Origin of the sequence: Bacillus sp. OTU2372 (assembly GCF_038440275.1) — a bacterium.
Taxonomy (GTDB): Bacteria; Bacillota; Bacilli; order Bacillales; family Cytobacillaceae; genus Neobacillus; species Neobacillus bataviensis_B.
Map to the genome: position 1 here is coordinate 118,978 of NZ_JASATK010000004.1, position 20,656 is coordinate 139,633.

Sequence of the window (20,656 nt, forward strand, 5' to 3'; positions counted from 1 at the left end):
GAATTAGACAGGCCACTCGCCCCCCTGATAGACCATATCCCAGAACATATATTCAAAACGGGATGTCGTCAGGAAGTGTTCTTCTAGGATGGTTAACTCCCATTCTGGCTTTCCTTCAGTCAATTGATTCAATAAATCGATCAGCCACTGGGCTAGGGCACCAAATTCATCAGAAGAGTACATTTTTACCCACTCACCATAAAGATAGTGGTTACTAGCACCTTGATATTCATTTGCTAGCATCTTGCCAATCTCCCAATAGCTCCACATACAAGGCAATAATGCTGAAATCAATTCTTCTAATGAACCATTTTGTGCGACATTTAACATGTAACGGGTATAGGCTAAATTCATCGGAGTTGGTTTTGTCTCTTCAAGCTGTTCTTGTGTTATCCCAAATTTCTCCGCATATTGGCGATGCAAATCCATTTCCCCGTGCAATGTCTCATGAAGTAGCTTGGCAAAGGCTGCCATTGTTTCAATGTCTCTTGCTTTCACAGTTCCAAAAGCAAACAGCTTCGAATAATCGATTAAAAACACGTAATCTTGCTTCATGTAGCGAATAAATGATTCAACCGGAAGGTCCCCCTTCCCCATCCCGACAACGAATGGATGCTGATGGGTTTTCTCCCAAATATCACTTACTTTTTGAAAAAGGCGCTCAGAAAATGTCATGGTGTTTTTCCTCCTTCTTGGTGTTACACCATTCCGCGATAAAAATAGCTAATACCTTGGTAAAATCCAGCAGCTGCTGGATTTGCAGCTTTTCATTCACTGCATGTGCATCCTCTAATTTTCCAGGTCCAAAAATAGCAGTCGGAATCCCGGCACGACCTAGCCAGCCTGCATCAGTCACCGTTGTTGACATGCCTACGTTCGGCTGTTGGTGTAACATTTTTTCAAAGGAGTTCGTTAACAGTTTTGTACCTGGATGCTCCGGGTCTATTTCTAATGAAGGAAAAATTTCACCGCGGTCGACAATCATAGATTTCCCTCCCCAGACAAACTGTGGAGGATTTTCTCTGAGCCACGGATCAGCAGCGGCAACGGCATTGATATGCTGTTCAATTTCCGTAATCACTTCTTCGAAATCTTCATTCGGATAAAAATGAACCGTTACCCATAATGCACAGCGATCCGCAACAAACGCCGCATGTCTGCCACCTTCGATTACCGCAGGATTAATAGTATTAGTACCTGGCGGGAAACCTTCATAGCTTTTGGTTACAGCCCAGTGGCGTTCAAGTTCTTGGAGGCCAGCGATAACCTTCATCATTTTCTCAATCGCACTAGCCCCTTTAACACCACCGCCGGCATGAATCATTTTCCGGCGAATGCCATCGTGATAGGTTTCCTTGCTTTGAATGGTAATCCAGCCGGTAATGACGCCGCCTTGTCCTTGGATATGTAAGTCGCTTGTATCAACCACTACGGCATAGTCTGCACTATATCCGCGCTCGACACAGTCTTGAGTTCCGGCCTCCCCGACCTCTTCGCCAATGACGGATTGGAATTGAAGATCGCCTTGTAAGGTGACACCTAATTCTTTTAATAGTTTTATGGCAAAGAGTGATGCAGCAATTCCGCCTTTCATATCCGCGACACCCCGTCCATATATATAGTCATCCTTTTGGTAAGCCTCAAATGGGGAGGAGCTCCATTCTTTTGTGTCGCCAACCTCGGCAACATCTACATGGCCGTTTATGATTAAACTATTAAACTGACCAGAAGATTTACCTTGTAAAATTCCAACCACGTTTGGGTCATTAGGATAGACATCCCATTTATCAGTGTTAAAACCTAACTCTTCAAGATATCCTTTAATAAATTCCTGAACCTCATTCGTATTACGGGCGGGAGGGCTGACTGTTGGAAAGGCAACAATATCAGATAAAAGGTCTAACAATTCCCCTTTTCTCGCCTCAATTTCACTCGTGATTTTTGCAATCAATTCCTCGTTCAATTTTCACACACCCTAGTTTTTTATTGCTGGAGACTTACTATCATTCATTACTAATACTTTCTTTCTTAAAAATACGACTAAGACCACAAATCCAAGCAGTGCACCTGCAAACGAGCTGAAGATAAATAACGGAATAAATCCAAATAGTGTTGCTTTTTGTCCAAGGATTAACGTGGCGATCGGATAGGATAGAAGCGCACCAAGGATCCCTGTTCCTATTACTTCACCGGCAAATGCAAGGTACATCTTTTTTGTTTTTAAAAATAAAAGCGATGCGAGTAGGGCACCGACCATACTGCCAGGAAAGGCAAAAATAGAGCCTGTACCCATTAAATTGCGGATCAATGAGACCAAAAAGGCCTGGGCAACGGCGTAATAGGGCCCTAGTAAGACAGCAGATAAAACATTTAAAAAATGCTGCATGGGGAATACCTTTGTAAACCCGATTGGTATAGCTACGAGATTACTAGTAATCGTGCCTATCGCGACCATCATCGCCGTTAGTGTCAGCTTATACGTTTTATTCACGTTATCGTCCCTCCACACTATTTATTAATGCCTTCGCTGCTTCGAGTGGTGAATCTGCATGACTGATGGCCGTAATAACGGAAACACCATCTGCTCCGGCCTTTACGACTGGCGCTGCATTTTCACTAGTAATACCGCCTATTCCGACCATTGGAATGGTATAGCCTTGTTGGCGGAGAATTTCGATTAGCTCTGTTCCCCTGACAGGCTTCGCGTCATCCTTTGAGCTAGTAGGGTAGATGGGTCCAATTCCGAAATAATCAGCACCATCGTTGAGTGCCGTCTCGGCTTCTTCCGGGGTATGGACGGATACACCAAGGATTTTACTGTCACCAATCCTTTCACGTACCACCTTTACTGGTTCATCTTCTTGCCCGATATGTACACCGTCCGCATCGAGCTCAATTGCCAATTCAATGTCATCATTAACTATGAAGGGAATTTGATGTTCTTTGCAGATACTTTGTAACCGTCTAGCCAGTTCGTATTTTTCTGCCCCAATTAAAGCACCCTTTCCTTTTTCACGGAATTGAAAAATGGTAACTCCACCAGCGATTGCTTCTTTTAAAACCTCGACCGGTTCTTTGAGGCAGTTAGGACTGCCCATGATAAAATATACCTTTAAAGCCTCGCTCAGGTTTATCATCGATTTCCCAGCTCCCTTTTCTTCCGAAACGCTCCATGGTTTGTCGGCCCATGACCATGGCCGACCTCAATGCCATCCTCGATTGCCGCTTGAATAAACTCCTTGGCTGTTAAGACTGCATCATAAACTGAAGCACCTTTCGCAAGTTCAGCCGTTAGCGCCGCCGAGAACGTACACCCGGTTCCATGTGTATTTTTTGTCGGAATTCGTTTATTGGTAAAGGTATGAAACTCTCTACCATCATATAGTAAATCCGTTGACTCTGAATCATCTTCATCATGACCGCCTTTGATGACGACCGTTTGAACACCCAGCTCAACCAATCTTAAGGCAGCTTCCTTTTTATCTTCGGCGCTTTTAATGGTCAATCCCGTTAGAACCTCCGCCTCCGGAATATTCGGTGTAATCACCTTTGCGATCGGTAATAAATAGGTTTTCATCGCGAAAATAGCTTCCTGCTGCAGTAATGATGCACCGCCTTTAGCTATCATCACAGGATCAACGACGAGATTCTCCCATCTATATTTCCGCACTTGCTCAGAAACAGCTTCAATAATATCTGAGCTAAACAGCATCCCCGTTTTCACCGCATCCGTACCGATATCTTCCCCAATCGCTTGAATTTGTTGAATGATCGCTTCCGGTGTCATCGGATAAACCCCATGAACGCCCAAGGTGTTTTGTGCGGTGACTGCAGTTATGACGGACATACCGAAGACCTCTAATTCTTGAAAGGTCTTTAAATCCGCTTGAATTCCGGCGCCTCCTCCGCTGTCTGAGCCGGCAATCGTTAATGCTTTATTCATCTTACAAACCTCCGTTAAATCTTTTTAATTGAAGCATTTGCTTTAATATCCTCTTCTGTGACTAATGCTAATTGGTTTAAAAATTCAATTTGAAAGCTGCCCGGTCCCGCTTCAGCTGTTTTCTTTGCCGCCTTCTCCGCAGCAATCCCGTAATAGGCTAACGCAGCAACCGCTGCTCGAAGTACATCCTTTTCCACTCCAGCAAAGGCACCGATAACGGAAGTTAATAGGCAGCCCGTACCAGTCACTTTTGTTAAAATTGGATGTCCGCCCGATACGACATAAGTGGTTTCACCGTTTGATACAATATCCTCTTTTCCGGTTATGACAACAACACATCCACTTATCTTAGCTGTTTTGATCGCAAGTTCGACTTTGTCTCCATTTCCCGCACCTGCATCAACACCTTTTATTTGCCACTTTTCACCAATTACATTGGCAATCTCAGCGGCATTTCCTCGAACCACTGAAACTTTGATTTCGCTCATGATTTTGTGGGCTGTATCGGTTCGATATGTGGTTGCTCCGGCTCCCACTGGGTCAAAAATGACAGGAACGCCCTGCTCATTAGCCGCTTTCCCCGCTATCACCATGCTATTAACATTCTGGGCATTTAACGTACCGATATTTAAAACCAGTGAACTGGAAATCCTCGCCATATCCGCTACTTCTTCACTGGCATAAGCCATAACAGGCGATGCACCCAAGGCAAGCAGACCATTTGCAGTAAAATTAGTCACAACGACATTCGTAATATTATGTACAAGCGGGCTAACCTCTCTTACTTTCTGTAATGTTTCATAGATGAAATTTGGTTCCATTCTAAACTCCCCTTTTCTTTTTTAAAATAAGGCTGTGTTAAAGGTTATTATTGATTTTATAACGGTGTTGATTGGAGCTGAAGGCGCGAAGACTCCAGCGGGAGTACGGGGCTGGGGAGACCCCACAGGCGCATAGCGCCGAGGAGGCTCCCCGGACCGCCTGCGGAAAGCGAAGCGCCTGGAGCGGAAGTCAACAACCAAGTTTAACACAGCCAAAAATAAAAAAACCAGACCCATAAAATGGACCTGGTTAGTGTTCTGAAAGAAAAACGCAAAAAAATATCTCGTTTAGCTACTTTCCTACGCTGGTATTACCCAGATCAGGTCCAAAGGGTTAAAAACTTTATTGTTTTCTCTCAGCCTGATACACAGGGCACCCCTAGTAGATCTTTGGTTATTAAATTACACTCATATTAACGCTAATTTTCTACAATGTAAAGAATTTTTATTGACACCTTAACATTTCGCTAAGTCAATAATTTCCTTTAATTCATTTGTAAATCCCTTTATTGCCCGGTCATTTAGTACAGTTACTGGAACCCCTAGGAAGCCGTATTGTTCGACTTCTTTTTGGAAGGAAGCATTTTTTGAAATGTCCCTGACCTCAAACGGTATTCCTTCCTCCGTTAGTACTTTTTTAACCATTGTACATTCAATGCAGTCTTTGGTTGTATAGACGATCACTGTTTTATTCATTTGTTTCTCCTTTATCTGAAAAAAAGATATGCTCTGCCTTTATCGTATCACCAATATGAAAAAGTCCAAAGGAATACATCTTCTGACGCCGTTTATCTGTGGGTGAGCCAGGGTTAAAAAGAAGCACACCGTCTTCATAGCGTTTTATCGGGATATGAGAGTGACCAAAAATGATACAATCTACTGCTTCCCCGTTGAATGCTAGAGTGGCCCGCTTTTCAGTGGTTTTCCCTTTACCATGCCCATGGGTAATACCTATCTTAAACCCGCCTAGCTCTAGAATCCTTTTTTCGGGGAATTGTTCCTGAATGTTGTCATCGTCGACATTCCCAAAGACCCCTTCCACTTTCGCATAGGATTGAAGCTCATGTAAAACATCTATGGTCTGCCAGTCGCCAGCATGGATGATCAAATCCGTGTCCGATAATTCCTCTTTCAATCTGGCTGGAAGTCCCTTGGCTCGCCTAGGCATATGGGTGTCGGAAATAATCACAATTTTCAAATTTCATCCCTCGTTCAATATAATGTCCAATATATCTATTATATAACAATGGGCGCTGCATGTTGAATCATAGTGATTAATGCGTTTTATTCCTCGGGAAAGCGCACAAACAGACATTTTTCGCATAATGATGTCGGAAATTAACTGTTATAAAACAAAATGTCAAAAAATAAAAAACCTTGAGAATAATTCAAGGTTTTATGCAACTTTTTAACGAATGCTATTGACCATTCTTGTTTATTTATCAGTTATCTAACTTATTTAAATCCTTTTCGGTGCCTGTCACCTTTCGTAGCATTACTCCTGTTAGAAAGGTTAAAAAGACGTGGGTGCCGAGTTTTACGGTTGTATGAACTTGGGTGTCTCTTAATGGGTCGAGGCAGACGATGTCGATGGCTTTGACTTTTGGATGCATAGCAGCAGTGAGTACTGCATCGAAGAGTTCTGCTGTAGTCATTCCGCCTGGCGTTCCGACGGGGACCCCCGGGGCATAGGCAATATCGAGAACATCCATGTCTACAGTCAAATAAATAGTATCGACCTTTTCATCCAGCTCTTTAAGACACTGACTGACCGTTTCTTCAATACCCCTCTTTCTGGACTGGCGAAGTGTATAATAATTAACACCCTTTTCATCTGCATACTGCTTCAAATCTTTGGTGTTAAAAAAACCATGCAAACCGATGTTGTATAAATTCGAGCCTTCTATCACACCACTTTCGATCAAATTCCGCATCGGTGTTCCATTAGACGGTCCATTATCGGCCAGACTCCTTAAATCGAAGTGGGTGTCAAATTGAAGAATGCCGATTTTCTCGCGCGGTTTGGCCCAGTGTAATCCTTTAACCATCATCGCCGTAATCGAGTGATCTCCGCCAATTGCCGCCACTATCGAAGTAGTAAAATTCCGATGGATGGTAGCCGATGCCTCGACAATATTGTCCTGACAGCGGCGGATATCGGTTACATGCATCGGGACATCCCCCACATCCAGAGCCGTCATATCTGCTAAATCCAAATCTTCATCTATGTTATAAGTAGTGAATCCCTTCCAGGCACGCCTGAAGGCATCAGGAAATTCTGATGCCCCGGAGGGACTAATCGATGAACGAGAGAGCGGGACACCTACGACCACAACGTCCGTGTTCCTGGTCTGTTCTGGATTGGAATTGGTTGAGAGCGGCTGAATCCATTCATGAACCTTTGTTATTTGGGTGTTCCCTTCAGGCCTGACCCAGACAAAACTCGGTGGATTTAATTTAGGATAGAGAAAGCTTTTCAACCAGTTGACCTCCCTTTACTACAACTCTGCCATTTTTAATTACGGTATCAATATGATTTATCCCATATAAGTATTGGAGTTTCATATAATTCTCTACATTAAATATCGTAACATCGCCTTTTTTCCCTTCCTCTAAACTGCCGATATTGCTGGCGCGCCCAATGGCATGAGCTGCATTAATAGTTGCTGCAGTGATTACCTCTGCTGGTGTCAGCCCCATTTTTAAACATGCTAGATTCATCATAAATGGTAACGAAACGGTTGGAGAAGAGCCAGGATTACAATCGGTCGATAGAGCTACCGATACCCCTAAATCGACCATGTGACGTCCATTTGCCGACTCCGCCATTAAAAAATAAGCGGTTCCCGGAAGCAGGACCCCGACGACCCCTTTATCCGCCATCGCCCGTAGTCCTTTTTCAGAGGCTTTTAATAAATGGTCCGCGGAAATCGCCCCCACTTCGGCGGCCAGTTCCGCCCCTTCAAAGGGTTCGATCTCATCTGCATGTATTTTCGGTGTTAACCCGTAAACCTTTCCTGTCTCGAGAATCGTTCGTGCTTGTTCGGGAGTAAACACACCCTTTTCACAGAAAACATCATTGAACTCCGCGAGTCTGAGTTCAGACACCTTTGGAATCATTTCTTTCACCAACAGTTTCACAAAATCATCCGAATTGTCCTTATATTCTTTCGGTACCGCATGTGCTCCCATAAACGTGGACACAACATCTATTGGATGCAGCTCGTTCAGCTGTTTTGCCACTTCCAGCTGTTTGCGTTCTGTTTCCCATTCCATTCCGTAGCCGCTCTTCGCTTCAACCGTTGTAACGCCATGGAGTAGGAAATGATTTAACCGATCAAAGCTTTCTTGGAAAAGTTCCTCATGGGTGGCCTGCTTTGTCCGCTTTGTCGTTGCATGAATGCCTCCGCCGGCATTCATAATCTCCATATAAGTTGCACCCTTGAGGCGCATGTTGAATTCAGTTTCTCTGCTTCCGGCAAAAACTAAATGTGTGTGAGGGTCTACGAGGCCTGGTGTAACAAGTTTGCCTGTTGCATCAAGCACTTCTGCCTGTTCGATATGCGCGGCAAATTTTTCAAAAAGCACTTCGTCCTTGCCAACTGCTTGGATGATTCCGTCCTCGACCCAAACGCTGCTGTTTTCAATGATGCCTAGCTCAGACATTCCCTCTTTAACAAGGGGAGCAGTGGAACTACCCTTTAGTGTTATAAGCTGAGCTGCATTCCTTATAAAAATTGCCTTGCCCATCTGCTTCCCCCACTCTCTTTCGTTAGTCCTGGTCGAGCATGGGCATTTTGATGCCCTTTTCTTTTGCAGTTTTGATGGCTAATTCATAACCGGCATCTGCATGTCGGACGACACCCATCCCTGGATCGGTGGTTAAAACCCGTTGCAGGCGAACTTCTGCCTCCTTGGTGCCGTCTGCGACAATAACCATCCCCGCATGCTGTGAATAGCCCATTCCAACCCCTCCGCCATGGTGAACCGAAACCCAGCTGGCACCGCCAACAGCATTTATTAGGGCATTTAAAATCGGCCAGTCCGACACAGCGTCACTTCCATCCTTCATACCTTCCGTTTCCCGGTTTGGTGACGCAACAGAACCTGCATCTAAATGATCGCGTCCAATCACGATTGGTGCGGTAACTTCTCCCGATGCCACCATATCATTGATGATCTTTCCAAATTTGGCACGATCGCCGTAGCCCAACCAGCAAATCCGGGCGGGAAGTCCCTGGAAGCTGATTTTTTCTCGTGCCATCATAATCCATTTGCATAAATGTTGATCCCCTTTAAATTCACGTAAGAGAACTTCATCAATTTTTCGAATATCTTCGGGATCGCCGGATAGTGCGGCCCAGCGGAAAGGTCCTTTCCCTTCACAGAAAAGTGGGCGAATATAGGCTGGCACGAAGCCAGGGAAATCAAAGGCATTTTCAACTCCTTCATCTTTGGCCACCTGGCGGATGTTGTTTCCATAATCGAATGTAAAGGCGCCTTTTTCCTGCATTTTTAACATCGCCTTCACATGTGCCGCCATACTTTGCTTAGCAAGCTTCACATATTTGGCAGGTTCTTGGACTCGTAAAGTTGCCGCGGTTTCGAGTGTCAAGCCTGCAGGGATATATCCGTTTAATGGGTCGTGTGCCGAGGTTTGGTCAGTTAATACGTCGGGAGTGAATCCCTTTTCAATGATTAGAGGCAAGATCTCAGCAGCGTTACCAAGTAGCCCGATGGAAATGACCTTTCCTGCTGTCTTGGCATCACACGCCAATTTTAATGCCTCATCAAGGTCTTTAGACTTTATGTCAAGGTAAGCGGTTTCGATTCGCCGGTCGATTCTGGACTCATCGACATCAATCGCTATACAGACTCCTTCATTCATCGTCACCGCGAGCGGCTGTGCGCCCCCCATCCCCCCAAGACCGGCCGTTAATGTAATCGTATGTTTTAATGAACCGCCAAATGACTGCCGCGCTAATTCTGCGAAAGTTTCATAGGTTCCCTGGACGATTCCTTGGCTGCCGATATAAATCCAGCTTCCTGCAGTCATCTGGCCGTACATCATTAACCCCTTTTGATCGAGTTCATGAAAATGCTCCCATGTAGCCCATGCTGGGACAAGATTGGAGTTAGCAAGTAAAACACGCGGTGCATCCCTGTGAGATTTCCATACAGCTACAGGTTTACCAGATTGAATGAGCAATGTTTCATCATTTTCTAATTCTAATAGTGTTTTAACGATTGCATCAAAGGATTTCCAGTTTCGTGCCGCCTTGCCGATCCCTCCGTAAACCACCAAATCCAGAGGCCGTTCCGCTACCTCCGGATTAAGATTGTTCATCAGCATCCTAAGGGCTGCTTCCTGAATCCAGCCCTTCGCATGCAACTGTGTTCCCGTAAAGTTCTGAATCACTCGATGTTTCCCCGTATTCGTCTCCATTCTCATCACTCCCTCTACATATCAATCTATCTTCATTATAAAAATAAAACGTTCTGAAAAATACGGATAAATTTCTACAATTTTTGGTGCCTGACACCAAACGTGGACACTGTCCATTCCCTATGTACACATGACTCGAAAGAAGGGAAAGCCCTCGATCCAAAATAAAAAAGGATAAATGCCCGCTAAGTGATCGGGTATTCATCCTTTTGCTGTTTTAGTTTTTAGGCTGCGGCCTGGAAAAGAGTATACCAAACCCCATTCCAATGAGGGTGGCGAGTAAATGAACTGTTCCAGTTGATATTGAAAGAAATTTGATGATACTTCCATATCTTTCATTGGTTATTCTTAATATAATTTCCTGAAAGATTGGCTTATATAGAAGAAAATAAGAGATTAGGACTAATAGAAGAGCAGGCCAGTTTCTCCCCAGCAGATACCTTGTTAAAACAAAATATATTATGGCTAAAAAAATAGCCAATCCAAACACAAATGAATTTATGTATCGGAGAGCATGGTCGGGCTGGTCTAGGAAAGCTAAAACAACCAAGTAAATAATCCAGGATAACGTTAATAATATTGCAAATATTTGTGTCTTAAGTAAATACTTCATCAAACAGTCACCTCTAACAGCTGATTCACTAACCTATTTACCATACCACAATATGACACAAAATGACTAATAACTATAAAGGCCATTATATCCGATAACACCAATTGTGGCGATCATTGGAGGCCTCTATATCCTTGGTAATACCTTAATCACCAAGCCATTAGACGCGGTCCTATCCAAAGCAGTCACCCTAATCGGATTCCCGTCTACCTAGAACTAAGTGCCAACAAACATAAACAGGACTTTCTAAACAAGCAAGTTTGAATGATGCCTGTCACCATTTACACTATAAAGCAAGTGAAAACAAACGTTAAAAAGGACAAGAAGAATTTTTCTTCTCGTCCTTTTTTGTGAGATAAGAAAGTATATAAGGTTTGACTTCGAGAATTGTCCAGCTCCAGGCGATATAGGCTCGAGGTCACAAGCCAATCCGTCCAAAAGGTTAAAGAACAACATTTCGGCCGGCTCGGCTTGTGCTTGTCGCTGATAGACGGGCGCCTTGCGCTTTTCGTATTAGCCTACGTCGAGGCCAAAGTCGGTAGCAATCCGGGCGAGTCCGCCTTGGTAGCCTGATCCGACTGCTGAGAACTTCCATTCACCGTTGTGACGGTATAGTTCACCTACGATAATGGCTGTTTCGATGGAGAAATCCTCGCCTAAATCATAACGAATAATTTCTTGATTTGTTTCTTCATTTACAACACGACAGAAGGCATTTGAAACCTGTCCAAAATTTTGGCCTCTTGCTTCCGCATCATGAATCGTAATAACAAACGAAATCCGTTCCACTTGAGCCGGCACAGCGGCCAAATCTACTTTCACCTGCTCATCGTCGCCGTCTCCTGCTCCAGTACGATTATCACCTGTATGTACAACGGAGCCATTTCCGCCTTCTAGCTGATTATAGAAAACAAAATCCTTTTCAGATGCACACTTACCGTTAGCATTTAAAAGAAAGATACTGCAATCCAAATCGAAATCGTTCCCGCCATCATAACGGTTCGTATCCCAGCCCAGACCCACAATAACCTTGGACAAACCAGGATTCGTTTTCGTTAAATCGACCTTTTGACCTTTAGACAATGAAATTGCCATACTAACACCCTTTCCACTATTTATTATGTAACTACACAAAACAAAACGACTAGAACCATAGAAAGTTCCAATACCTTCCTTTATTCTACAAAAATTTAATTTATTTTACTACTTTTAACTCATATACAACCGCAGCAAAAAATCGGTTTCAAATTGAGAAAAATGGTTAAATTAAGAAAGTCCAACCTAAACTGGCAGGATATGCTATAATGAACTCTTGGCTAAACTTGTTTAGCCGTTATATTTAAGCAGGGAGCGAATCATTTTATGATAAAAATTGAAATTCCAAATCCAGATATCGTCATTACAAAAAGCAGACAAGTCGGCGAAAAAGTCGAAGCCCCTTTAAGCAGTATCTATGGTTTTACTGATTATAATAAAATCCCCCGTGACAAGGGTGGGATTATCTTATTTTTTAACGCCAATGACGACTTGCTTTTTGTAGGAAAAGCAAGAAAGCTGCGGCCTCGGGTAAAGCGTCACTTTGAGGATACCGTTTCACCGATTAAGGAGCATCGCGATGAAGTTTATAAGATCGCCGTATTAGTGGTTGAAGAGCCAATGGACCGAGAAATATATGAAACCTACATCATTAATACACTTCACGCTAAATACAATATCGAGAAAGTTTTCTATAAATAAACAAATAGAGCAGGTTCACGCTTTTTAAGCAGGACCTGCTCTTTGTTTTAACTAATATCGTCCAATTTTAAAATCATTTCTTTTTCAAGATGACTTGCACGGATACCAAACCGTGGCTTTAATGGACGAATCTTCTCCCCTAATAAGATCTTAATAGCCATGTATGGAAAATTGATCCCAGAAAGACAGCTGAAATGCAAGCCTCCGCTCATCCGCGGATTGATCTCGAGCAGCTTCGGCACCCCCTTGCTGTATTTCACCTGAATATTAAATACATATGGTAATCGATACTCCTGGTGAAACTTGTGTGCCAAATCAATCAGCTCGACACTTTCAACAAGTTCCCGGACACGTCCATCCCCTTTCATCCTCGGAATGGCTGCGTACAATTGGTCCTGTGATGCCACGCAATCAATACTATATTCTCTGCCTTCTAAATACTCCAACAACATTAAATCAGGAAATGTCTCCTGCTGCCCTAAAATCTCGCAGGCATGATCATATGAGATTCGATAACCACCCCCGCTGTGGAAAAGATGATGGATGGACTCCATTTCTTCCTTGATGACCCGAAAACCCATTGCTCCTTCCCCAATTGCTGGTTTAAAGCAAACCGTGTGCCCTTTTTCCTTAAGCGATGTGTATGCCAGCTTAAAATCATTAATATTATTAACGACATAATAATCCGGGATCGAAAAAATGGGAGTTCCGTTTGTTAAGGTTTGATAGGCAGCTGCCTTGTTATCCATGGTTTCCATTAGGGCTGCATCAGGACATACTAGGACCTTCACTCCTAACTCCGTAAATTCCACCAATCGCCTCGAAATCAGTACATTTTCTTTACGGGGTATAAAAATATCAATTCCGTGTCTTTGGCAAAAATCGAGACAGAATTCAATATATTCATCCCCTGAAATGTCAGGTTCAACAAAGGCATAATCACAATTTTGTAAATATAGAGCATCTTTATTCGGGCTTGTTCCATAAATCGTAAATTTCCGATGGTCTTCATTATCGCGAATCATATCCATATAATGCGTAACTGTGGTAAACCATCGATTAAACCAAATCTTCATTGTAAACCTCTCTTACATTAAAATTGACCTTTCCATTATGGACAAAAAGAAAACATTTTATAATTAATTTCTGCAAAAAAAAATGTTCTCGCCATTTGCAAGAACATTTTCTATCAACAATCTGCTTCAATAACCTATACCATCAACTTCAAATTATTAAACCGTGAAGCAAATTCCCTTATGGCTTCCAAATCCAATTTGTACTGATCAGTTGTAATCCCATCCACCTTTTTCACCACTTGTCTTTCAAAAAAATTCATTTTCGATACAAGGAATTCGCCGCCAAAAAGACCGAGGGCAGCCGAATTCTTCCGCAAATCCTGCGGATAGGCATTGTTAAATTGCTCCACGGCCAAATCACCCTCACGCATACAAACTAGAAATAGACCAAGTTCCTTGTCTACTAGTTCATCATGATAGGTTTGAATAAACTTTTTAATTCTTCGTTGAATCATGCCGGCATGAATCGAACCGCCTATGATAACGATATCATAATTTTCTAAATCAATAATATTGTTATCCTTCTTTAAATCTACCGATACCACTTCTCCTGCAAGATAATCGCTTAAAATTCCAACCACTTTTTCAGTAGTCCCATGGGACGAGCAATAAACAATTAAACTTTTCATGAGTATTAGCCCTCCTTTTTTTCAAGAAAACAGCCGTAATGACATGCTGGAACCAAGATGCGAATATACTAATTTCATTATAATTCCTTCAAAGCCAAATGCCCGTAAAAATATTGGCAATATTATTACAACTATTTAAGTAGTGCCTGTCACCATTTACCATCTAGTGAAGTGATTTAGTATGGTTTTCATATGAAATTTATAAGAAGTCCTTTTAAAAATGATCTCATAAAAAAATAACGTGAAGGTCTGCATTGACCTTCACGTTTGGATTATCCGCTTTATAAATTGACCGATTTCCTTAGTTGCCCTTCTAGCTTCCGGCAAGTGATCACCACTAATTTGCCATACATGCCACATGCCATCCCATGCCTTAAATGATACCTTCACACCTGCATCCTTTGCTTTAATGGCGAGCGATACGGCATCACTTTGCAAAATTTCATGTGTCCCTGATTGAATCATGATGGGCGGCAATCCGGTAAGGTCTGCAAACAAAGGTGAAATCAGCGGATGGTCAAGAGATTCCGTTCCAGCATACATTCGGGCCGCTTCCTTTACAGCCCTTACACTTAAATAAGGATCCACTTCTCCATTTTTTTGATAACTTTCCCCGCTGCTGGTTAAATCAACCCATGGAGATAGACAAACGATCCCAGCCGGAAGCGGTTCATTTTGATCTCTTAAGACTAGTGCCGTTGCTAGACACAAGCCTCCTCCGGCCGAATCGCCTGCAAAAATAATGTCCTTACCTGCATACCCCTGCTTCAAAAGCCATTGATAAACGTTAACAGCATCTTCTATCGCTGCCGGAAAAGGATGTTCGGGTGCCAAGCGGTACTCAGGGAACAACACCTTCATACCAGCTTGTTTACCAATTCTAGCAGCAAGCGGCCGATGCGTGTTCGCAGAACAAAGAGCATAACCACCACCATGGAGATAAAGAATCACCTTATCCGGCAAAGTAGTGCCAGTCATTAACCATTCTGCATATAACCCATCTAATTTCAGCGGGACTACCTGACAATTTTTCGGGAGTTTGCCGATTTTACTGGCAGCGGTATCCAGCATCTCCCGCTGTTCCTCTATACCTTTTTGGCGTACGCCTTTTTTGACGGCCCGTTTCACCGAAAGCTTAATTGCTTTTTCAAAAAAATAACTTTGGAAACTTGGCATGATTCCACTCCACCTCTTCATCCAATATCTGCTAGTTTCATTATACTAAAAAAGAATAATCTTGAAGCATACATTCAGTAAATTCAACTAATTTTCGAATATTTTGTAAATAAACTGTAACAATTGATCCTGCCTATAGTACAATTAAGTCAACAGGAGGTGTTCCATGAACCGTCTCACCGAGCATTTAATCATTATTTCCTTTGACTGTCTTTCGGCTTTAGATCTTCCCATCCTAAAAGAACTGCCACACTTTGAAACCATTCTTACCAACGGGGCACTCGTGGAACGTGTCGAATCCATTTATCCTTCCCTCACCTATCCTTGTCATGCGACGATCATTACTGGAAACTATCCAAACCGGCATGGGGTCATCAATAATACCCTCCTCCAGCCTGGTAAAGCGTCACCAGATTGGAACTGGTACCGAAAATGTATCCGGGGTACGACCCTTTATGATGAAGTAAAAAAGGCCAACATGACAACCGCGGCCCTGTTATGGCCCGTCACAGCAAAAGCTGACATAGACTACAACATGCCGGAAATCTTCGCAAACCGCGCATGGCAGAATCAAATACTAGTTTCCTTACTGAACGGAACGCCCCGCTTTCAATGGAAGATGAACAAACGCTACGGTCATATCCGCAAAGGTATTCAGCAGCCGGAATTGGATGATTTTGTCCTGGAGGCAGCTGTCGATACGATAAAATCTAAGAAACCTAACCTATTATTGGTCCACTTTACCGATTTAGATACACAGCGCCATGAACATGGTTTTTCTTCAGAAGAAGCAATACTCTCCATTCATCGTCATAATCAACGTCTTGGGAGAATACTCGAAGCTTTAAAAGAAGCTCAGATCCTTGAACAATCCACCATCATCGCTTTAGGCGATCACAGTGCACTTGACGAACAGAAGGCGATTAACCTCAATGTCCTTTTTACTAAACAAAACTTAATCACTACAAACGCATCCGGAAAACTAATAGATTGGAAGGCCTATTGTAAAAGTTGTGATGGCTCCGCATATATTTATCTTAAAGATCCTGAAGATGTGGACACTTTTAAAACGGTTCGCAATCTCTTAAATTTACTATTGGAGGAACCGGACTTCGGGATTGAGAAATTCATTACCGGAGAAGAAGCAGCAGCAAGTGGAGCAGATCCTGCCTGTGCCTTTATGATTGAAGCAAGTCGTGGATTTTTCTTTTTAGAAGACTACAGGGGAGATTTGATCAAGACCATTACAAAAGAAGATGCTAGGGCAGATAAAAAATTTACATTTGCTTGCCATGGCTATTCACCCGAAAAAGAAAACTATGGAACGATTTTGATGGCAGCCGGTAAAGGAATTCAGCAGGTCACCCTGCCTTCCATCCGTCTCATCGATGAAGGCCCCACATTTGCTAGGCTTCTAGGTGTCAGCTTAGGTAACACCGATGGAAAAGTGATCGAAGGGTTGTTAACTTTAAAGGAGGATGTTACATGAGTCGGATGACGAAGCAAGAAAAGAGCTGGGTTTTTTATGATTGGGCAAACTCTGCTTATTCCATCCTGATTACCACTGCCATTTTTCCGTTATATTTCAAGGCAGCAGCAAAGGAAGCAGGAATTGCCGCTTCTACCTCTACGGCCTACTGGGGTTATGCCAACTCGTTAGCCACTCTGTTAATCTCTCTTTGCGCCCCTATTTTAGGTAGCATCGCCGATTTCAAGGGCTTCAAAAAACGATTCTTTACCTTTTTCTTTGCACTCGGAATTATCTTCACCCTATTACTTGCCGTTGTTCCTAGTAACCAGTGGATGATTCTCTTAATTTGTTATATGGTGACTGTCATTGGTTTTGGCGGAACAAATATTTTCTACGATGCCTTTCTTGTCGATGTCACGACTGAAGACCGAATGAATCAAGTTTCCTCTAAAGGCTATGCAATGGGCTATATCGGCAGTACGATCCCGTTTATATTAGGAATAGCGCTTATCATTTTATCGCAGCAAGGTATCCTTGCAATCTCTGTTACAGTCGCAAGTCAAGCAGCATTTGCTATCACTGCCCTATGGTGGGGGTTGTTTACAATTCCGATGTTGAAAAACGTCAAGCAGATTTATTATAAGGAACAGGTCTCAAATCCAGTCACCAATGGGTTTCGACAGCTTTTTTTGACCTTTAAAAAAATAAGACTTTTCCGTCCACTCTTTTTATTTTTAGTTGCGTATTTCTTCTACATTGATGGCGTTAATACCATTATTACGATGTCTACTGCCTACGGCTCTGATCTTGGTATCACCTCAACCAATCTCTTAATCATCTTGTTTGCGACGCAAGTGGTGGCCGCACCGTTTGCTGTGCTATATGGAAAGCTGGCTGACCGGTTTAAGGGGAAAACGATGCTGTTAGTGGGAATCTTTGTTTATATCGTAATATGTTTTTATGCTTATTTTTTAAAAACCACACTGGATTTTTGGATTCTCGCCATGCTAGTCGCCTCCTCACAGGGAGGTATTCAGGCATTAAGCCGTTCCTATTTTGCTAAACTGGTCCCAAAGGAAAGTGCAAACGAATTCTTTGGGTTCTATAGTATTTTTTATAAGTTTGCGGCAATCTTAGGTCCATTTCTTGTCGGATTCACGGCCCAAATAACCGGGAATACCAATAGCGGTGTTTTTAGCCTGATAGTATTGTTTATAATCGGCGGCCTGCTTCTGATCAGGGTGCCGGAGCATGAGGCGATTATCAAATCTAATTCAATTTCACAATAGATTTATATTTGAAAAAACAGTGCGATTAGCAGGTAAATTCGCACTGTTTTTTATTTTGGTGACTAAGTGTTTACTATAATAATTCCCTAAGCTCATTGGACATCTGTTCTACTAGTTCAGGCCTTCCATGAAACTGGGCCGGAGTATTCTGAAACAGTTTAATTTGCCAATCTCCATCAATTTTAACAGCAACAAGCGTTTGATGCGTGTTTACATTTGGATTAATATCTGATTGTCCTGGAGGGAGCATACCAGCAATTGCGCGCAATATAGCTATATCTCGACTCAGAAAATGCAGATTTTTTACTTTGCTTATGAAGCGAGCTGTTGGATGGTGTTCAAAGATTGGTTTAAGATGCGAAAATATTTCCTCACTTCCAACTGAAAGACTCCCATCGAACCCAATCATCTCACCATTAGATGTAAATAAATCGGCCATTCCACGAGCACTGCGAATATTCCAAGCCTCTAATAGCTGTCTATAAATTCCTTCTACTCCTACGATTTGATCCATGAGTTTTCACTCCTCTTTGACTCTATTATTAATCGTAAAACAATTTGAGACCTTGTTCAAATAAATTAAAAAGTTTTTATTGTATATAGAACTAATGTTCGGTTATAATGAAAGTATAACATCTTTGTTCTAGGAAAATACATAAAACAAGGAAAAATAAAGGAGTAGATTATATGATTACACCATATTTAATGTTTAACAGAGAATGTGATGAGGCCTTTAAAATGTATCAAAAGGCCTTTGATGGAGAAGTCGTATCAATTCAGAAATATGGGGACATGCCTCCAAATCCTGAATTCCCTGTGTCTGACAGCGAAAAAGACCTTGTTTTACATGCTCAATTAAAATTAACAGAATCAGGCTTTATTTATGGTTCAGATTCGAATCGAGACTTACCAGACGGTGCGAAAGTGTCAATCAGCGTGGAGCTTAACTCTGAAGATCGTGCTTTGAAAGCATGGGAAGTCCTTAAAGAAGGCGGATCCGTTTATATGGACATGCAACCAACGTTTTTTGCCAAGCTGCACGGTTCTGTACAGGACAAATATGGAGTCACTTGGATGTTTACAGTCAGCTAGAATCAAAACACCCAGGTGGTTAAACCTGGGTGCCTTCTCTTATTTCACATCGTATCCTTGGTCATCAATTGTTTCTTTAATCTCATCGAGTGAAACCAGGTTGGTATCATACTCTACATCCACTTTACCTTTTGCAAGGTTAACCGACACCTTTTTTACACCTTGCAGTTCACCGACACTGCCTTCCACTGCTTTGACACAATGTTCACAAGACATTCCACTTACATTTAAAGTAACATGTTCCATTATAAATTCCTCACTTTTTCATCAACTTTTGGATCGTCACAAGAACCTCATCCAAGACTTCGAAATCTCCTTCTTGGATTCTTTTAACGACACAGCTTTTCATATGACCTTCAAGCAATATTTTCGCTACACTGTTTAACGCCGATTGTGTTGCAGCAATCTGGTTAATGACGTCATCACAATACGTATCTTTTTCAATTAAACCTTTAATCCCACGGATCTGCCCCTCAATTCGGTTTAACCTCGTGACAAGATTATTCTTTACTTTATCTGGATGGTGACTTTTCCGTTGGCTTCCCCCATCTTCACAGCAGGAATCTTCGGTTAACTCCTGATCTAATTCATGAGACATTAACACGCCTCCCTTTTTAGAAATATTATATCATACCCCCGTATAGTAAAGCGAAGGGCAAACTAGAGGATTCAACTAGTACAGTTTACCCTTTCTAAAAACAAAAAATAGGCAGATGATTATTAATAAATCAACAGCCCATTCTTTCCTTCTCTAGAGAAGTTACATATTTTCAACCATCGTTTGCTGGATATTGCGAATCACATCGCCACGGCTGATGACACCTACTACACGATTTACTCCATTGACGACAGGCAGTTTTTTAAAGTGATGTTTTGATAACAGATCGACCACTTTTTCCATATCATCTTCAGGATGGACCGTTACGAGTCCATGTGTTTTCGCAATTTTAATAATCTCCCTATTAATAACTTCACTTAGGTGGACATCCCGTTCCTCCACTGCTATATAGGTGATGAAACTAAAATAATCATGAATTCGTTTATCTAATGGCTTTATAGCCCGAATAATATCCCCATCTGTTACCATGCCGCATAATGTCCCATCTTTTTTTGTAATGGGAACCCCGCCAATTTTCTTTTCTACAAATACAGACATGACCTCTCTAACTGAATTCTCTGGACTAACAGTTATAACGTCTCTAACCATAAAATCTCTTACTTTCATCATGGTCACCGCTTTCTTTGGATCGATTCCAAAATAAATCATGCTCATTTCCTTTATTTTTTGTACTATTGTCTGGTTATCTTGAATATAATAAATTCCATCTTTCAAGATATTATTTTCAAATTTTTAATGATTAAT

The 20,656-nt window shown here is 42.2% G+C and carries 24 protein-coding genes and 1 riboswitch; of the genes, 4 read left to right on the plus strand and 20 right to left on the minus strand.

What is annotated here, in order from left to right:
* Positions 1 to 3: 3 nt before the first annotated feature.
* The 13 genes from tenA to AAHB15_RS10025 all read right to left on the minus strand — a co-directional run bounded on the left by tenA (position 4) and on the right by AAHB15_RS10025 (position 11,918).
* On the minus strand, positions 4 to 675 hold the full coding sequence (tenA, locus tag AAHB15_RS09965; RefSeq protein ID WP_342042305.1) for a thiaminase II: 672 nt from the start codon (positions 673 to 675) through the stop codon (positions 4 to 6).
* Positions 662 to 1,963, minus strand: a complete 1,302-nt coding sequence (locus tag AAHB15_RS09970) for an acetylornithine deacetylase (protein WP_335573187.1) — start codon at positions 1,961 to 1,963, stop codon at positions 662 to 664. Before AAHB15_RS09970 ends, tenA begins: the two co-directional genes overlap by 14 nt.
* 12 nt (positions 1,964 to 1,975) lie before the next feature.
* On the minus strand, positions 1,976 to 2,491 hold the full coding sequence (gene thiW, locus AAHB15_RS09975; protein WP_098527540.1) for an energy coupling factor transporter S component ThiW: 516 nt from the start codon (positions 2,489 to 2,491) through the stop codon (positions 1,976 to 1,978).
* A 1-nt stretch (position 2,492) separates the two neighbouring features.
* Positions 2,493 to 3,137 carry a thiamine phosphate synthase gene (thiE, locus tag AAHB15_RS09980; protein WP_335573188.1) on the minus strand — a complete coding sequence of 215 codons (645 nt, stop codon included), beginning with the start codon at positions 3,135 to 3,137 and terminating at the stop codon, positions 2,493 to 2,495.
* Positions 3,134 to 3,943 (minus strand): bifunctional hydroxymethylpyrimidine kinase/phosphomethylpyrimidine kinase, encoded by an 810-nt coding sequence (gene thiD / locus AAHB15_RS09985; RefSeq protein ID WP_342042306.1) that lies wholly within the window; start codon positions 3,941 to 3,943, stop codon positions 3,134 to 3,136. Before thiD ends, thiE begins: the two co-directional genes overlap by 4 nt.
* A 14-nt stretch (positions 3,944 to 3,957) precedes the next feature.
* Positions 3,958 to 4,764 carry a hydroxyethylthiazole kinase gene (gene thiM, locus AAHB15_RS09990; RefSeq protein WP_342042307.1) on the minus strand — a complete coding sequence of 269 codons (807 nt, stop codon included), beginning with the start codon at positions 4,762 to 4,764 and terminating at the stop codon, positions 3,958 to 3,960.
* A gap of 280 nt (positions 4,765 to 5,044) precedes the next feature.
* Positions 5,045 to 5,155: riboswitch (TPP riboswitch) on the minus strand.
* A gap of 65 nt (positions 5,156 to 5,220) precedes the next feature.
* On the minus strand, positions 5,221 to 5,460 hold the full coding sequence (locus AAHB15_RS09995; RefSeq protein ID WP_342042308.1) for a glutaredoxin family protein: 240 nt from the start codon (positions 5,458 to 5,460) through the stop codon (positions 5,221 to 5,223).
* Positions 5,453 to 5,953 (minus strand): metallophosphoesterase family protein, encoded by a 501-nt coding sequence (locus tag AAHB15_RS10000; protein WP_335573254.1) that lies wholly within the window; start codon positions 5,951 to 5,953, stop codon positions 5,453 to 5,455. Before AAHB15_RS10000 ends, AAHB15_RS09995 begins: the two co-directional genes overlap by 8 nt.
* A 253-nt stretch (positions 5,954 to 6,206) precedes the next feature.
* On the minus strand, positions 6,207 to 7,244 hold the full coding sequence (locus tag AAHB15_RS10005; protein WP_342042309.1) for an agmatinase family protein: 1,038 nt from the start codon (positions 7,242 to 7,244) through the stop codon (positions 6,207 to 6,209).
* The gene (gene hutI, locus AAHB15_RS10010) at positions 7,222 to 8,514 is read right to left on the minus strand and encodes an imidazolonepropionase (RefSeq protein ID WP_335573193.1); all 1,293 of its coding nucleotides are present in this window, start codon (positions 8,512 to 8,514) and stop codon (positions 7,222 to 7,224) included. The genes AAHB15_RS10005 and hutI overlap by 23 nt, the downstream gene beginning before the upstream one ends.
* A gap of 22 nt (positions 8,515 to 8,536) precedes the next feature.
* Positions 8,537 to 10,210 (minus strand): urocanate hydratase, encoded by a 1,674-nt coding sequence (gene hutU, locus AAHB15_RS10015; protein ID WP_342042311.1) that lies wholly within the window; start codon positions 10,208 to 10,210, stop codon positions 8,537 to 8,539.
* Positions 10,211 to 10,427: 217 nt separating this feature from the next.
* Positions 10,428 to 10,823: a hypothetical protein gene (locus AAHB15_RS10020; protein ID WP_335573195.1), complete on the minus strand. Its 396-nt coding sequence runs from the start codon at positions 10,821 to 10,823 to the stop codon at positions 10,428 to 10,430.
* Between the two features lie 513 nt (positions 10,824 to 11,336).
* The gene (locus AAHB15_RS10025) at positions 11,337 to 11,918 is read right to left on the minus strand and encodes a TerD family protein (protein WP_098527522.1); all 582 of its coding nucleotides are present in this window, start codon (positions 11,916 to 11,918) and stop codon (positions 11,337 to 11,339) included.
* Between the two features lie 267 nt (positions 11,919 to 12,185).
* On the opposite strand from AAHB15_RS10025, the gene AAHB15_RS10030 reads away from it, so the two are divergent.
* Positions 12,186 to 12,560, plus strand: a complete 375-nt coding sequence (locus AAHB15_RS10030) for a nucleotide excision repair endonuclease (protein ID WP_144561991.1) — start codon at positions 12,186 to 12,188, stop codon at positions 12,558 to 12,560.
* A 47-nt stretch (positions 12,561 to 12,607) separates the two neighbouring features.
* Here AAHB15_RS10030 and AAHB15_RS10035 read toward each other — a convergent pair whose 3' ends face one another.
* From AAHB15_RS10035 to AAHB15_RS10045, 3 genes are all read right to left on the minus strand, one after another.
* Positions 12,608 to 13,636: an ATP-grasp domain-containing protein gene (locus AAHB15_RS10035; RefSeq protein WP_342042312.1), complete on the minus strand. Its 1,029-nt coding sequence runs from the start codon at positions 13,634 to 13,636 to the stop codon at positions 12,608 to 12,610.
* 134 nt (positions 13,637 to 13,770) lie between these two features.
* The gene (locus tag AAHB15_RS10040) at positions 13,771 to 14,265 is read right to left on the minus strand and encodes a flavodoxin domain-containing protein (RefSeq protein ID WP_335573198.1); all 495 of its coding nucleotides are present in this window, start codon (positions 14,263 to 14,265) and stop codon (positions 13,771 to 13,773) included.
* A gap of 261 nt (positions 14,266 to 14,526) precedes the next feature.
* Positions 14,527 to 15,441, minus strand: coding sequence for an alpha/beta hydrolase (locus AAHB15_RS10045; RefSeq protein WP_342042314.1), 915 nt, complete (start codon positions 15,439 to 15,441; stop codon positions 14,527 to 14,529).
* A gap of 166 nt (positions 15,442 to 15,607) precedes the next feature.
* On the opposite strand from AAHB15_RS10045, the gene AAHB15_RS10050 reads away from it, so the two are divergent.
* Complete coding sequence (locus AAHB15_RS10050) at positions 15,608 to 16,930, plus strand: alkaline phosphatase family protein (protein ID WP_342042315.1); 1,323 nt, start codon at positions 15,608 to 15,610, stop codon at positions 16,928 to 16,930.
* Entirely contained in the window at positions 16,927 to 18,201 is a 1,275-nt protein-coding gene (locus AAHB15_RS10055) for an MFS transporter (RefSeq protein ID WP_342042316.1), read from the plus strand. The genes AAHB15_RS10050 and AAHB15_RS10055 overlap by 4 nt, the downstream gene beginning before the upstream one ends.
* A gap of 73 nt (positions 18,202 to 18,274) precedes the next feature.
* Here AAHB15_RS10055 and AAHB15_RS10060 read toward each other — a convergent pair whose 3' ends face one another.
* A complete protein-coding gene (locus tag AAHB15_RS10060; RefSeq protein WP_342042317.1) occupies positions 18,275 to 18,715 on the minus strand; it encodes an SgcJ/EcaC family oxidoreductase in 441 nt (146 codons plus the stop codon).
* A gap of 173 nt (positions 18,716 to 18,888) precedes the next feature.
* Between AAHB15_RS10060 and AAHB15_RS10065 the strand changes: the two genes are divergently transcribed.
* A complete protein-coding gene (locus AAHB15_RS10065) occupies positions 18,889 to 19,293 on the plus strand; it encodes a VOC family protein (RefSeq protein WP_342042318.1) in 405 nt (134 codons plus the stop codon).
* Between the two features lie 39 nt (positions 19,294 to 19,332).
* On the opposite strand, the gene copZ is transcribed toward AAHB15_RS10065, so the two are convergent.
* The 3 genes from copZ to AAHB15_RS10080 all read right to left on the minus strand — a co-directional run bounded on the left by copZ (position 19,333) and on the right by AAHB15_RS10080 (position 20,560).
* On the minus strand, positions 19,333 to 19,539 hold the full coding sequence (copZ, locus tag AAHB15_RS10070) for a copper chaperone CopZ (RefSeq protein ID WP_335573204.1): 207 nt from the start codon (positions 19,537 to 19,539) through the stop codon (positions 19,333 to 19,335).
* A 10-nt stretch (positions 19,540 to 19,549) separates the two neighbouring features.
* Positions 19,550 to 19,891 carry a metal-sensitive transcriptional regulator gene (locus AAHB15_RS10075; protein ID WP_335573205.1) on the minus strand — a complete coding sequence of 114 codons (342 nt, stop codon included), beginning with the start codon at positions 19,889 to 19,891 and terminating at the stop codon, positions 19,550 to 19,552.
* A gap of 162 nt (positions 19,892 to 20,053) precedes the next feature.
* Entirely contained in the window at positions 20,054 to 20,560 is a 507-nt protein-coding gene (locus AAHB15_RS10080) for a CBS domain-containing protein (RefSeq protein WP_261380533.1), read from the minus strand.
* Between the last annotated feature and the right edge of the window lie 96 nt (positions 20,561 to 20,656).